This window comes from Brevibacillus brevis (genome assembly GCF_022026395.1).
GTDB lineage: Bacteria > Bacillota > Bacilli > Brevibacillales > Brevibacillaceae > Brevibacillus.
On sequence record NZ_CP041767.1, the window covers coordinates 103469 to 116400 of the forward strand.

General features: G+C 47.6%; 16 protein-coding genes. 15 read left to right on the forward strand and 1 reads right to left on the reverse strand.

Annotated features, from left to right (window positions below; all coding sequences use genetic code 11):
- The first annotated feature begins 16 nt into the window (after positions 1–16).
- From FO446_RS00630 to spoVG, 10 genes are all read left to right on the forward strand, one after another.
- Entirely contained in the window at positions 17–787 is a 771-nt protein-coding gene (locus FO446_RS00630; protein WP_173612103.1) for a TatD family hydrolase, read from the forward strand.
- Positions 788–1145: 358 nt separating this feature from the next.
- A complete protein-coding gene (locus FO446_RS00635) occupies positions 1146–2243 on the forward strand; it encodes a resuscitation-promoting factor (protein ID WP_237899764.1) in 1098 nt (365 codons plus the stop codon).
- Positions 2244–2413: 170 nt separating this feature from the next.
- Positions 2414–2962, forward strand: a complete 549-nt coding sequence (gene rnmV / locus FO446_RS00640) for a ribonuclease M5 (RefSeq protein WP_173612168.1) — start codon at positions 2414–2416, stop codon at positions 2960–2962.
- A 3-nt stretch (positions 2963–2965) separates the two neighbouring features.
- Positions 2966–3859, forward strand: coding sequence for a 16S rRNA (adenine(1518)-N(6)/adenine(1519)-N(6))-dimethyltransferase RsmA (rsmA, locus tag FO446_RS00645; RefSeq protein ID WP_173612101.1), 894 nt, complete (start codon positions 2966–2968; stop codon positions 3857–3859).
- A 216-nt stretch (positions 3860–4075) separates the two neighbouring features.
- Positions 4076–4348: a biofilm formation stimulator Veg gene (gene veg, locus FO446_RS00650; RefSeq protein WP_005830485.1), complete on the forward strand. Its 273-nt coding sequence runs from the start codon at positions 4076–4078 to the stop codon at positions 4346–4348.
- A gap of 117 nt (positions 4349–4465) precedes the next feature.
- On the forward strand, positions 4466–4645 hold the full coding sequence (locus FO446_RS00655; protein WP_173612100.1) for a small, acid-soluble spore protein, alpha/beta type: 180 nt from the start codon (positions 4466–4468) through the stop codon (positions 4643–4645).
- A 216-nt stretch (positions 4646–4861) separates the two neighbouring features.
- Positions 4862–5740 carry a 4-(cytidine 5'-diphospho)-2-C-methyl-D-erythritol kinase gene (gene ispE / locus FO446_RS00660; protein ID WP_047074466.1) on the forward strand — a complete coding sequence of 293 codons (879 nt, stop codon included), beginning with the start codon at positions 4862–4864 and terminating at the stop codon, positions 5738–5740.
- 55 nt (positions 5741–5795) lie between these two features.
- Positions 5796–6629, forward strand: coding sequence for a pur operon repressor (gene purR, locus FO446_RS00665; RefSeq protein WP_173612099.1), 834 nt, complete (start codon positions 5796–5798; stop codon positions 6627–6629).
- 6 nt (positions 6630–6635) lie between these two features.
- Positions 6636–7016: a RidA family protein gene (locus FO446_RS00670; RefSeq protein ID WP_047074468.1), complete on the forward strand. Its 381-nt coding sequence runs from the start codon at positions 6636–6638 to the stop codon at positions 7014–7016.
- Positions 7017–7206: 190 nt separating this feature from the next.
- Positions 7207–7494 (forward strand): septation regulator SpoVG, encoded by a 288-nt coding sequence (gene spoVG, locus FO446_RS00675; protein ID WP_007719936.1) that lies wholly within the window; start codon positions 7207–7209, stop codon positions 7492–7494.
- A 55-nt stretch (positions 7495–7549) separates the two neighbouring features.
- On the opposite strand, the gene FO446_RS00680 is transcribed toward spoVG, so the two are convergent.
- The gene (locus FO446_RS00680) at positions 7550–8566 is read right to left on the reverse strand and encodes a CobW family GTP-binding protein (RefSeq protein WP_221868232.1); all 1017 of its coding nucleotides are present in this window, start codon (positions 8564–8566) and stop codon (positions 7550–7552) included.
- A 195-nt stretch (positions 8567–8761) separates the two neighbouring features.
- Here FO446_RS00680 and glmU point away from each other — a divergent pair, with 195 nt between their 5' ends.
- The 5 genes from glmU to FO446_RS00705 all read left to right on the forward strand — a co-directional run bounded on the left by glmU (position 8762) and on the right by FO446_RS00705 (position 12786).
- Positions 8762–10147 carry a bifunctional UDP-N-acetylglucosamine diphosphorylase/glucosamine-1-phosphate N-acetyltransferase GlmU gene (gene glmU / locus FO446_RS00685; protein ID WP_173612097.1) on the forward strand — a complete coding sequence of 462 codons (1386 nt, stop codon included), beginning with the start codon at positions 8762–8764 and terminating at the stop codon, positions 10145–10147.
- A gap of 21 nt (positions 10148–10168) precedes the next feature.
- Positions 10169–11119, forward strand: a complete 951-nt coding sequence (locus FO446_RS00690) for a ribose-phosphate diphosphokinase (protein WP_007726399.1) — start codon at positions 10169–10171, stop codon at positions 11117–11119.
- 90 nt (positions 11120–11209) lie between these two features.
- On the forward strand, positions 11210–11818 hold the full coding sequence (locus tag FO446_RS00695) for a 50S ribosomal protein L25 (protein WP_173612096.1): 609 nt from the start codon (positions 11210–11212) through the stop codon (positions 11816–11818).
- 106 nt (positions 11819–11924) lie between these two features.
- Positions 11925–12494 carry an aminoacyl-tRNA hydrolase gene (gene pth, locus FO446_RS00700; RefSeq protein ID WP_088910194.1) on the forward strand — a complete coding sequence of 190 codons (570 nt, stop codon included), beginning with the start codon at positions 11925–11927 and terminating at the stop codon, positions 12492–12494.
- A 61-nt stretch (positions 12495–12555) separates the two neighbouring features.
- Positions 12556–12786, forward strand: coding sequence for an anti-sigma-F factor Fin (locus FO446_RS00705; RefSeq protein WP_007726431.1), 231 nt, complete (start codon positions 12556–12558; stop codon positions 12784–12786).
- Positions 12787–12932: the final 146 nt, after the last annotated feature.

Below are 12932 nucleotides of genomic sequence, written 5' to 3' on the forward strand. Positions count from 1 at the left end.
AAAGGAAGGACCCATCTTGTTATTTGAAACCCATGCTCATCTAAATGCGAAGGAATTCGATGAGGATCGTGCTGAGGTCATTGCTCGTGCGCAAGAAAATGGCGTCAGTACGATTGTGAACATCGGATTCAACGCTGAAACAATTCCAAGCTGCATGGATTTGGCTCATGCGTATGACTTTATTTACGCCGTTATCGGTTGGCATCCACAAGACGCCAAGGACATGACAGACGAACACCTGGAATGGATCGAGGAACTCAGTCGTGATCCAAAAGTAGTGGGCTTGGGTGAAATGGGCTTGGACTACTACTGGGATACGTCGCCACGTGATGTGCAGGCAGAAGTATTCCGGAAGCAGATTCGTCTGGCTCGCAAGCTCGACATGCCGATCATCATCCACAATCGCGATGCGCACCATGACGTTTTGACGATTCTGAAGGAAGAGAAGGCAGCAGATGTTGGCGGAATCATGCACTGCTTCTCTGGCAGCTGGGAAACAGCGAAGCAGGCACTCGATATGAATTTTTATATTTCGTTCGGTGGTCCGCTTACGTTCAAAAATGCCAAGCAGCCAAAAGAAGTAGCGGCGAAGGTACCGCTAGATAAGCTGTTGATAGAGACGGATTGCCCGTATCTCACTCCGCATCCTTTCCGTGGAAAGCGAAATGAGAGTGGATATGTGCGTTACGTCTGTGAGGAAATGGCGAACATTCATGGTTTGTCTTACGAGGAAATGGCGCAAATTACTGCAGACAACGCAAGACGTCTTTTTCGCATGAATGGTTAATAAAAACGGGAAATCACGATTGATCACGTGATTTCCCGTTTTTTTGTGTGAAGTAACCAGGTTCTACTCCATTTTGTCGAAGCATACGATGAACAATGTGTCGAACGATTATTGTCCATCCGACATGGCTTCTCGACAGGTTTCTGCTACCATTCGCCAAGCCTATTTTGCTAGTCTGATACCATTATCTCTTCAGCCAAAAGGGAGGGTAAATTTGACAAAGCCGAGAAAGTGAAATACAATCAAAGCCGACCTTGTGAAGTACCGGCCACTTCCAGAATATTAGTGCAATTACATCGACCCTTACCTGGCTAGACAAGAAGAGCCTTGTGCTTTTCTAGGAAAAGGAGTGTGGGAAATGGAGTTACGCGCGATATGGGAAAGGTATAAGAATCGTGGGCTAGTCATGTTTGGCTGCCTTGCTCTTGTGCTCGTTCCCATGATTGGCTATTTCTCTGCCCAGGCTACTCAGCCAAAACAGGTCACTTTTTCGTTGGACGGAGAAAGCAAGACGGTCGCTACAAAAGCCAAGACCGTTGAGCAGTTCTTAACCGAGCGAAACATTACGGTAACGGAAAAGGATTCCCTTCAACCGACACTAGAGACGAAGCTAAAAGACGGAGCACTCATTACTTTATATACAACCTGGTCCATACCAATCCAGGTTGACGGGCAGAAAAAAACGATAGAGACACTTAGTCGTGATGTTGCTGGTGCGTTGAAGGACGGCGGCATCGTGCTAGGTGAGAAGGACCGGGTAGAACCGGCATTGACCGCTACACTTACCAAGGACTCCTCGATCAGCGTAAAGCGGGTTGTTGAGAAAATGGTAAAAGTCGATGAGCGAGTCACCTTTCAAGAAATACGCAAAAATGATCCAGCGCTGGAAAAAGGTAAAACCCGCGTATTACAAAGCGGGCAAGAAGGTAAGGCAATTGCACACTACAAGCTGATCATGGAAGATGGAAAAGAAGTCTCCCGTGATCTGGTCAAAAGAGATGTACTTGTACCGAAGAAAGATAATGTCGTAGCCGTGGGTACCGCAGTCCCAACGTTGCAGAAAAAGGGTCAGCCAGATCGGGTCCTGGTTGCTTCTGCAGCGGGTCCGGTCTCGCGTGGTGGAAAAGTGTTTAGGCCGAAAAAAGTACTGAACGGGGTTACCCTGACTGCATATACTCCTTCGGGAGGTGGCAAACACCCAAGCTCTCCAGGATATGGACGCACATCGACAGGGGTAAAAGCCAAGGCAGGTCACACAATCGCTGTAGATCCTAAAGTCATTCCGTATGGATGGTGGGTGTACATTGAAGGTGTTGGGTATCGTCGAGCTGAAGATACGGGTGGTGCCATGAAAGGTGGCAAAATCGACGTATTCGTAGGCACGGAGTCCGAGGCGAGGAAATTCGGTCGCAAGCGAAACAAAACTGTATATATCATTGGACCACAGAAGCCTTAGGACAGGAGCGATTGCTCCTGTTCTTCTGTTTCCTCCAAGGTTATTATGATAAGCTGTTTGTTAGTTAGACGATCCTGTTTTACCAAATGTTTCATGTATTTTTTGCTTGAGGTACGGTTTTTTTGGAACACTAGTATCGTACCGACTTTGTACGAAAGTGGAGGCACATGATGAAGATCAAGGAAGTCATCGTGGTGGAAGGTCGAGACGATACCGCAGCAATCAAGCGTGCGGTTAATGCCGATACGATTGAAACTGGCGGTTCTGCCATTCATAAAAGAACGATTGAAAAAATCAGGCTGGCGCAACAAAAACGCGGTGTTATTATTTTCACAGACCCTGATTATCAAGGGGAGCGCATCCGAAAAATTATCAGCAAGTCGGTTCCAGGCTGCAAGCACGCATTTATTACCCAGGAGGATGGGACCAAAAAGGGCGACATCGGCGTCGAAAACGCGACACCTGACGTGATTATTCGTGCGCTCTCAGAAGTGCGTACCGAAATGGCGGAAACGGCTGGAGAGATTACCTCTGACGATTTGTTGGCAAATGGCCTGACGTCCGGAGTAGATGCCAAAGAACGCAGAATCAAGCTGGGAGAAGCATTGGGGATCGGATACGCCAACGCAAAGCAAATGCTGCAGCGACTCAATGCTTTCCAAATCAGTCGAGAAGAATTCGAAGCGGCCATTGCGGCCATCAACAAAGAGAGGGAGTAAGCCATGACCCAAATAGCGGGCAAGGATATTGCCACACCTACGCGCACAAAAGAGATAGTGGAGAAGTACGGCTTTGCTTTTAAGAAGAGTCTGGGTCAGAACTTCCTGATAGACACCAATATTTTACATAACATTGTTTCAGAAGCAGACCTTACCAAGGAAAAGGGAGCGATTGAAATTGGCCCCGGTATCGGTGCGCTGACGGAGCAATTGGGACGAGCAGCCAAAAAAGTGATGGCGATCGAAATCGACCAGCGTCTTTTGCCTATTTTGCAGGACACGCTGTCACCCTATGAAAATATTGAAGTCGTTCACGGGGACGTACTGGAGCTGGATCTGAAGAAGTTAATAGAAGAAAAGATGACAGGAGTGGAAAAGCTGAGCGTAGTGGCGAATTTGCCTTACTATGTGACGACACCGATCCTGATGAAGCTGCTGGAAGAGAGATTGCCCCTCGAAAACATCGTGGTTATGATTCAAAAGGAAGTGGCAGAGAGAATTGCAGCCAAACCAGGAACGAAAGACTATGGCTCTCTGTCAGTCGCAGCTCAATTCTATGCAGATACAGAAGTAGCGATGATTGTGCCTGCAAGTGTGTTTGTCCCGCGTCCGAATGTCGACTCAGCAGTGATTCGCTTAAAGGTAAGAGATCGTCCGCCAGTGGAAGTAGACGATCAGGATGTGTTTTTCCGAGTGGTACGCAGCTCGTTTGCGCAGCGCCGTAAGACATTGTTGAACAACCTGATGAACGGACTGTTTCCTAAAACCCAAAAGGATGAAGTAATACAGATGCTCAATGACATCGGGATCGATCCGACCCGGCGTGGTGAAACACTCAGCTTGGACGAATTTGCCCGCCTAGCGAACGAAGGTATGCGCCGCGGACTGATTACGTAAATCGTGTAGACGACCCCCTTATTTTTGGGCGAGATCCCCCAAGAATGGGGGTTTTTGCGTATTTATGCCCTTTATGCATATCATTTGACAAATATCTACGTTTTTTATGAAAAAAACCCCGTTGACAAAATATCTGCAGGGTTGCTATAATTTTTTATTTCTTTGACAAAATATAAGGGAGCTGTTATAATAGATGTAAGCGAGGTGGATGGAACAATGGCAAGAAACGCGTTACTTGACATTAAACGTAGTTTAGACGGACACATTGGTGAGCGCATCCTGCTGAAGGCTAATGGCGGTCGCCGCAAAACCGTTGAACGTAGTGGCATCCTCGAAGAAACTTACCCATCTGTGTTTGTGGTAAAGCTGGATGACGATCAACTCTTTGAGCGGGTATCTTACAGCTATGCTGACATCTTGACGGAAACAGTAGAATTGACGGTGTGCCGCGAAAACGAGCACATCCGCATCACATTTGTACAACAGTAGAGCCCTTTTGGGTTCTACTGTTTTGTTTTTTATATCGAAAAGCTCTGAACATTTGGTTGAGGCAATAAAATGAGCGGCATGGAGCACACTAAGCTTGTCGACGAGAAGGAGGGTGCTATGGGTCGCAGACGAGGACTGATGTCAGAGCAGTTAAAGATGGAACTGGCCAAAGAGCTTGGGTTTTACGATACGGTAAAATCCGAGGGTTGGGGAGGCATCACGACACGTGACGCGGGTAACATGGTCAAGCGCGCTGTTCAGCTTGCTGAGGAAGCATTAGCCGCTAAGCGATTGTAACGTTTGGGTTTGATCGAACGGACGTTTCTCACCATATAAAACTCGTTGACAAAGCCGGGGCAGCCCGGCTTTTTTTTCTGTAAAGAGAGCTGAATTTTCGAAATACCCATAATGATCTCGATCCTATTCTTTTTAATTGATCAAGTGGCATGGGAGAGTTTGCCTATGCTACAATAAGAGACTAGGAAATTTAGAAAGTAGGCAGAGGTGAATTACGTGCGTATCTCGGTCAAAGCTCCGGCCAAAATTAATTTGACTCTCGACGTGCTTGCCAAACGGCCGGACGGTTATCACGAAGTGGAAATGGTGATGACAACCGTAGACTTGGCAGATCGTGTGGACATGACTCTACGCGAAGATGGTGAGATTACGCTGGACTGTTCTGCCAGCTTCGTACCGGATGATATCCGTAACCATGCATATAAAGCGGCAACGCTCATGAAAGAAAAATTTCAAGTACGCCAGGGCGTACACTTGTATATCGACAAGCAAATACCAGTTGCGGCTGGGCTGGCAGGTGGCAGCAGTGATGCAGCGGCAACACTGCGCGGCTTGAACCAATTATGGAATCTCGGGTTGACCAGAGATGAGTTGGCTAAAATCGGAGCGGAGATTGGCTCTGATGTGCCATTTTGCGTTTACGGTGGAACAGCACTGGCGACGGGGCGTGGCGAACAGATTGCGCATCTGGGAGCGCCTGCACCGTGCTGGGTCATTCTAGCCAAGCCGCCTATCGGAGTATCTACCCCGGATGTGTACGGAAACCTGCGTGTGGCCCAGATCGATAATCATCCCGATACCAAACAAATGCTGCAAGCTATTGCGACCCAAGACTTTTCACTCATGTGCCAATCTCTTGGGAATGTGTTGGAGAATGTCACGCTCTCGCTCCATCCACAAGTAAGACAGATCAAGGATCTCATGGTCGCGTCGGGGGCAGACGGTGTCCTGATGTCTGGCAGCGGTCCTACCGTGTTTGCTCTTGTGCAAAAGGAAGCGAAAGTACATCGGATCTACAATGCGTTGCGAGGTTTTGTCAAAGATGTGTTTGTTGTCCGAATGTTAGGCGCCAAAGAAGGGGAAATACTTGCATAAACCCGTATGGAAATGATACATTATCAGCATAATATTCGGTTTTGGAGGAAGAGCCATGAAGAAATTGCGCAGAAGTGCACGTCTGGTTGACATGACGCAGCACTTGCTCGCCCATCCCCATACGCTGACTCCTCTCACTCTGTTCGCGGAACAATACGGCGCAGCGAAATCATCCATCAGTGAAGACTTGTCTATCATCAAAGAGGCTTTTGAAGTCCAAGGGGTAGGCTTGTTGAAAACGGTGGCGGGAGCGGCAGGCGGAGTGAAGTATATTCCACAGGTCAAAACGGAAGAGGCCCTTCACTTCATGCGCGAACTGATCGGTCAACTCGCTAATCCAGAGAGACTTTTGCCAGGTGGATACTTGTACATGTCCGACATTCTCGGAAATCCACAAACGATGGCGAAGATCGGAAAGCTCTTTGCAACCGCTTATGCGGATAAAAATGTGGATGTCGTCATGACGGTGGAAACAAAGGGGATTCCACTTGCGTATGCGACGGCTATGTTTTTGAATGTGCCTGTTGTGATTGTGCGCCGTGACAACAAGGTGACGGAAGGTTCAGTAGTGAGCATTAACTATGTATCTGGTTCCAGTAAACGAATTCAAACCATGTCACTCGCTCGCCGCGGTTTGGCCGAGCAGTCTCGTGTCCTCATTGTGGACGACTTTATGAAAGCTGGCGGGACGCTGCGGGGCATGATTGATTTGTTGCAGGAATTCCGTGCAACCGTAGTGGGATGCGGCGTACTGGTAGAAACGACAGCGGATGTTTCTGAGCGTTTGGTAGATGAATACGTATCACTTGCAAAACTGCAGGATGTAGACTTCAAGGGCAAGCAAATTGAAATAGAGCTAGGCAGTTTTTTTGAAATTAGAGGGGAGTAGATAGGTATGGCAATCTCTTTTGTTTCAACTGACAAGGCTCCTGCCGCTATTGGTCCTTACAGCCAAGCTGCAAAGGTAGGTCCATTTCTTTTCGCATCCGGTCAAATTCCGCTGCGTGCAGACGGCACTCTGGTAGAAGGTGACGTCGTGGAGCAAACCCATCAGGTTTTTTCCAACATTCAAGCGGTACTGGCAGAAGCTGGTGGCAACCTGACGAATGTAGTGAAAGCGACTGTATTTATCAAGGACATGAATGATTTTGGTCAACTGAACGAAGTGTACGGCCAATATTTTGGCGATCACAAGCCAGCTCGCTCCACTGTGGAAGTGGCACGACTGCCGCGCGATGTAAAAGTCGAAATCGAAATCGTAGCTTATATCGGATAGAAAAAAATGGAAAACAGCCTGATGCCACGCGCATTGGGCTGTTTTTGTACTTGCAGAAAATGTTTCCAAAAAATGACATATAAACATATTTATATATTTTTTCAAAAATTACATAATGATAAGCAGGAATATTTACCCAGCAGGTGGAAATAATCCTAAACGCGTTACATAGATAAAGGGAGTGAACTAGATGGAAGTAACAGACGTAAGACTTCGCCGAGTGAATACGGATGGTAGGATGAAAGCGATTGCATCCATTACAATTGACCATGAATTTGTGGTTCATGATATCCGTGTCATTGACGGAAACAATGGTATGTTTGTAGCTATGCCGAGCAAGCGTACACCAGACGGAGAATTCCGTGATATTGCACATCCGATTTCTTCGACTACCCGTGAAAAGATTCAGGCAGCAGTTCTCACAGAATACGACCGCGTAGGTCAAGAGGAAGAAAGCACTATCGAAGCTGGTGCTTAAAAAGTCCTGATACTCAAAGCACCCTGTCACTTTCGGCAGGGTGCTTCGGCGTCCGTTAACCATAACATTTTTTTAAATCGTTCAAAATAAATTCTCGATCCATTCCTTCTCCGATGAAGACAGCTACCATCTTCGGCCCGAAATTTTCAAATGGAAACAGGAGCACCTGATTATCGGTATGTTGAAACGAGATTAGCTCGGGCTTTCCGTGGAACTGGACATAGCCTTTTGCCCGATAGACGTTTTTAGGGAGATCGTACAGAAAGTCCTCGAATTTTTTCTCGTCTACGGGTCCGGTAAATACATAGGAAAACGTTTCGATACTATTGTAGAGAGAGGGTTGGCTTGTTTTCAGGCCAAGGGATTGCTTGAGCCTGTCCATCGTTGACATTCGGCCGATGCTTTTCTGTACGGCCATGGGGCGGTTTTCCTCGTTGTCGAGCGGTCGCTCATGAACGGTTCGTTTGACTGATAAAAGCCGGGAGACTTCTATTTCTGCCTGAACAGTAGCGTGTATGGGTGCAGTCGGATTGATTTCACTGAGCTTTTGACGAACCCGCTCTACGACATCAGGATTAGTCAAATCGGTTTTGTTCAACAGAAGCAGGTCTGCGTAACGCACTTGGTTTCGAATTGTTTTGACCAGAGTGGCAGTCGAGGAGAATCGTGAGTTGAGGTCCAGAAAGCGAGAGGCGTCGACAACGCTAATGGTCCCTTTTAACTCCAGTCGATCATACAGCTCTGGATGAGTAATCGTATCGATGACATCGAGTGGATCGGCTACACCAGTAGTTTCGATGAGGATTCGGTCTGGCGCAATGGCGTTCATAATATCTTTCAAGCCCTCCGTCAGCTCGCCCTTGATCGAGCAGCATATGCAGCCATCGAGCATTTTTTTGACAGGAAAGCCAAACCCCTGCAATTGTTCCCCGTCAATATCTTCCTCCCCCATTTCATTCATCAATACGACCACTTTCTGGTCTGTGATGCGCAAATGAGTCAGCCACTTTTGCAAAAGGGTGGTTTTTCCGCTTCCTAAATACCCAGTCAGCAAGTATACCTCTGCGCTCATCTCATCCTACCTCCTTCAAATAACCCCTTTCGCCAAACAATATATCACATTTCTGTCAGAAAATTAAATGTTGTCTGCCATATGTCTAACTACTGGCAATGCAAGGAATCAACCATAATCCTGTATCGATTGTCTTGAAATTCACATATGAATTAGGATATAGTCATTGTGGAACTTCTACGATGGAGGGTTGACATGTCTAAGATCCATGCCGTGGTTCTGGCTGCTGGTCAGGGTACACGGATGAAATCGAAGCTGTACAAAGTCCTGCACCCTGTGTGCGGAAAGCCTATGGTTCAGCATGTAGTCGATACGATGGCGTCCATGCAGGTTCAGGATATCGTTGTCGTCGTAGGTCATGGTGCTGACGCTGTCCGCGCCAAGCTAGGCGAGGACGTCACTTATGCTCTGCAAGAAGAACAGTTGGGGACGGCACATGCCGTTTCGCAGGCAGCGCCGTTTTTACAGGATAAAGAAGGAACTACGTTTCTTTTATATGGAGACGTTCCCCTCTTGTCAGCGACTACGTTGTCGGCCTTGCTGACCTATCACGAGGAGCAGCAAGCGGCTGCAACTGTATTGACCGCCGTGTTACCTGACGCAACAGGTTATGGGCGTATCGTGCGCAATGAGGCGGGCGAAGTATTGCGAATCGTGGAACATAAAGACGCTACGGAAGCGGAACGGGCGATCAGAGAAATTAATACGGGCATATACTGCTATGACAACCGAAAATTATGGAAAGCCTTGGCGGAAGTGAAAAATGACAACGCACAAGGCGAATACTATGTAACAGACGTTGTCGGTATTTTGCGTGATGCAGGTGAAAAGGTAGTCGGATACGAAGCGATTGACCCGGAGGAAACAATGGGTGTGAACGATCGTGTGCAGCTATCGGAAGCAGAAGCCTACATGAAAAAACGTATTATGACTGGTCACATGCGAAATGGTGTGACTATCATCGACCCAACTTCTACGTACATCGAAACTGATGTGAAGATTGAGGCAGATACCGTGATTCACCCAGGTTCTTTCCTGCGTGGACAAACAACTATTGGAGCCGATTGTGTAATCGGGCCCCAAGCGGATCTGACGAACGTAGAAGTAGCGAGTGGCGTGACCATTTCTTACTCGGTGATGGTTGATTCGAGTGTCGAAAGTAACTCATCTGTTGGGCCATTTGCTTATGTTCGACCAGGATCACAGATTGGAAGCAATGCCAAAATCGGTGATTTCGTGGAATTGAAAAATGCGAAAATTGGTGACGGTACGAAGGTTCCACATCTCAGCTATGTAGGAGATGCGGAAATCGGAGACGGAGTCAATATTGGCTGTGGAACGATTACCGTCAACTACGATGGGGCAGTGAAGCATAAAACAACAGTAAAAGATGGAGCATTCATCGGATGCAACAGCAATCTGGTTGCGCCAGTTACAGTTGGACAAAATGCTTATGTAGCTGCAGGATCGACCATTAATCAAGATGTGCCAGATAATGCGCTTGCGATCGCACGTGAGCGTCAAGTAAATAAAATCGATTACGCGAACAAAATGCCTCGCAAGGGCAAAAAGCAATCATAACGGGAGGTTCTTGAGAAGATCATGGCTAACTACCGCGACCCAAAACTGAAGGTATTTACGTGCAACGCAAACCCGGAACTGGCAAAAGAAATCGCCGAACACATCGGCGTACCACTCGGAAACGCACAAGTAGTGCGCTTTAGTGATGGCGAATGCCAACTCAAACTCAATGAAAGTGTTCGCGGTTGTGACGTATTTGTCATTCAGCCAACATCTGCTCCCGTTAATGAGCATCTGATGGAGCTTTTGGTCATGGTCGATGCATTGAAGCGCGCTTCGGCTAAGAGTATCAACGTGGTTATTCCTTACTACGGTTATGCTCGTCAAGATCGTAAAGCACGTGCACGCGATCCAATCACGGCTAAGCTGGTTGCGAACCTGATCGAGACAGCGGGTGCACAACGTGTGATTACGATGGATCTGCACGCAACACAAATCCAAGGCTTCTTCGATATTCCGGTAGATCATCTGCTGGGTGTGCCTATCTTGGGTAAACACTTCTCTGAAAAAGGTCTGAAAGACATCGTTGTTGTATCTCCAGACCACGGTGGCGTGACCCGTGCTCGTAAATTGGCAGAACGTCTGGAAGCGCCTATTGCCATTATTGACAAACGTCGCCCAGAACCAAACGTAGCCGAAGTAATGAACATCGTAGGGAACATCGAAGGCAAAACAGCGATTATCATCGACGATATTATCGATACCGCTGGAACGATCACACTGGCTGCAAGTGCACTTGTAGAAGCAGGCGCACGTGAAGTATATGCATGCTGCACGCACCCAGTTCTGTCTGGTCCTGCTATCGAGCGTATTGCAAACTCGAAGATCAAGGAACTGATTGTGACCAACTCGATTCCGCTGACAGAAGAACAAATTATCGATAAGATTACCGTTCTTTCCGTAGCGCCAATCATTGGTGAAGCAATCATTCGTGTTCACGAAGAGCTTTCCGTAAGCAAGTTGTTCGATTAATATACAATCCCCTGTTAGGGGATTGAACTAAACCTCCGATGGACAAGCTAGTGAGGAAACTTTTACTAGCGGTCCGAAGGAGGTTTTTTTGTGGAACAATTACAGGCACAGTCTCGCGAAAAAAAGACAGGCAATGCTGTAAAGGTACTGCGTAACGAAGGTTGGGTTCCCGGTATTATCTACGGGAGCGAAGTGGGCAATAAGCCGATTCAGGTCAAGGGAAGAGAGCTGGATGCGGCCCTGCGTAACCAGTCGACAAACAAGCCATTTCGGTTAAGTGTAGATGGGAACACGCACGATGTCATGGTTTATGAGCTGCAACGGCATCCCTTGCAGGGGAACATTTTGCATGCAGATTTTAAGAAGATCAATATGAATGAAAAAATACACACGTCTGTCCCTGTCCTCATGACAGGAGATCCGGAATTGGGTGTGGCTACCCTTATCCGCCACAGTGTGGAAGTGACTTGCTTGCCAGGTAATATACCAGAATCCTTCCTGGTCGATGTCGATGGAATGAATATCGGGGATGTCGTGCTTGTTTCCGATCTGAATGTCCCACCCGGAGTAGATCTGGGGCTCGAATCCACGGAAGTGCTAATCAGTGTACTGCCAGTGAAGGCCAAGTCCGAAGAATCAATCGATGCGGAACAAGAAGCTGAAGCAGTGGCTGAAAAAGCAGGAACAGCGAACGAATAAAATCAGGGCGTGAAAAAAGAAGGGCGAGGTGATTTCATCTCTGCCCTTCTACTTTTGTTCACGTAACCATTCGAGTACAATGGGGAGAGAGTAGGAGGGAATAAGCGTGAAAGTCATAATCGGATTGGGTAATCCCGGCAAAAAATATGAAGACACCAGACATAATGCTGGCTTTATGGCCATAGATAAGATTAGCGACAAATGGGGAATTCCTGTTACGCAAAACAAGTTTCGTGCACTCGTGGGCGAAGGCCGCATCGAGGGCGAGAAGGTACTGCTGGTGAAGCCGCAGACGTACATGAATCTCTCCGGTGAATCGGTAGCGGAAGTACTCAAATTTTACAAGCTGATCCCCGACGATCTTGTCGTCATCTACGACGATCTTGATTTGCCGACCGGACATCTTCGCCTGCGAGAAAAAGGCAGCGCTGGTGGGCATAACGGCATCAAGTCGATGATTCAGCATTTGGGCACACAGGAGTTTAAACGAATCAAGGTAGGAATCAGTCGTCCTGAACCAGGGCGGAGCGTCAGCGACTATGTTTTGAATACGTTTCCAGTGTCAGAAAGAGCCGACATTCAAGAAGCGGTGAGCTTGGCGGCTGACGCATGCGCCATGTGGACAAGAGAGTCGTTTTTAAAGGTCATGAACCATTACAACAGCTTGAAAAAGTAGTATGATTTCCCACCCAATCGTCCATACTAAGCGATAGGAACAGTATGGGGGTGGTATGTGCATGAGCATACGCTATACATGTCGCTGCTGCGGCATGAAGATTGCAGAATTTGACGAATCGCAAGTAACGGAAGCGCAGCTCGGGTTTGATTCCTTGACCCCGGAGGAACGTGCTCTTATAATATCGAGAGAACAAAGTGGAGATACGGTCGTCAGCATCACGTGCGACTATTGCCGTGAAGCGCTGATTCAGCATCCAGAGCTTTCGCTAGTCGGAAACCCACTTCAATAAGTGGATACGCATTAGGAAGGCTTGCACTGACAAGGCCTTAGCTTGGGGAGCTAAGGCTTCTTTTCGCATGGCTGACCTGCGGTTGTTGTGAACGTAAGCGAAGCTCTGATTTTAGTTGACAGAAGAATTAGAGAGGGGATTAGTGA

Bases quoted from the DNA above. Each gene is read 5' to 3' on its own strand.
- purR (WP_173612099.1), top strand. From the start codon at position 5,796: ATGAAGAAATTGCGCAGAAGTGCACGTCTGGTTGACATGACGCAGCAC.
- spoVG (WP_007719936.1), top strand. From the start codon at position 7,207: ATGGAAGTAACAGACGTAAGACTTCGCCGAGTGAATACGGATGGTAGG.
- rsmA (WP_173612101.1), top strand. From the start codon at position 2,966: ATGACCCAAATAGCGGGCAAGGATATTGCCACACCTACGCGCACAAAA.
- veg (WP_005830485.1), top strand. From the start codon at position 4,076: ATGGCAAGAAACGCGTTACTTGACATTAAACGTAGTTTAGACGGACAC.
- rnmV (WP_173612168.1), top strand. From the start codon at position 2,414: ATGAAGATCAAGGAAGTCATCGTGGTGGAAGGTCGAGACGATACCGCA.
- FO446_RS00705 (WP_007726431.1), top strand. From the start codon at position 12,556: ATGAGCATACGCTATACATGTCGCTGCTGCGGCATGAAGATTGCAGAA.
- FO446_RS00655 (WP_173612100.1), top strand. From the start codon at position 4,466: ATGGGTCGCAGACGAGGACTGATGTCAGAGCAGTTAAAGATGGAACTG.
- FO446_RS00690 (WP_007726399.1), top strand. From the start codon at position 10,169: ATGGCTAACTACCGCGACCCAAAACTGAAGGTATTTACGTGCAACGCA.
- FO446_RS00680 (WP_221868232.1), bottom strand. From the start codon at position 8,566: ATGAGCGCAGAGGTATACTTGCTGACTGGGTATTTAGGAAGCGGAAAA.
- glmU (WP_173612097.1), top strand. From the start codon at position 8,762: ATGTCTAAGATCCATGCCGTGGTTCTGGCTGCTGGTCAGGGTACACGG.
- FO446_RS00670 (WP_047074468.1), top strand. From the start codon at position 6,636: ATGGCAATCTCTTTTGTTTCAACTGACAAGGCTCCTGCCGCTATTGGT.
- FO446_RS00635 (WP_237899764.1), top strand. From the start codon at position 1,146: ATGGAGTTACGCGCGATATGGGAAAGGTATAAGAATCGTGGGCTAGTC.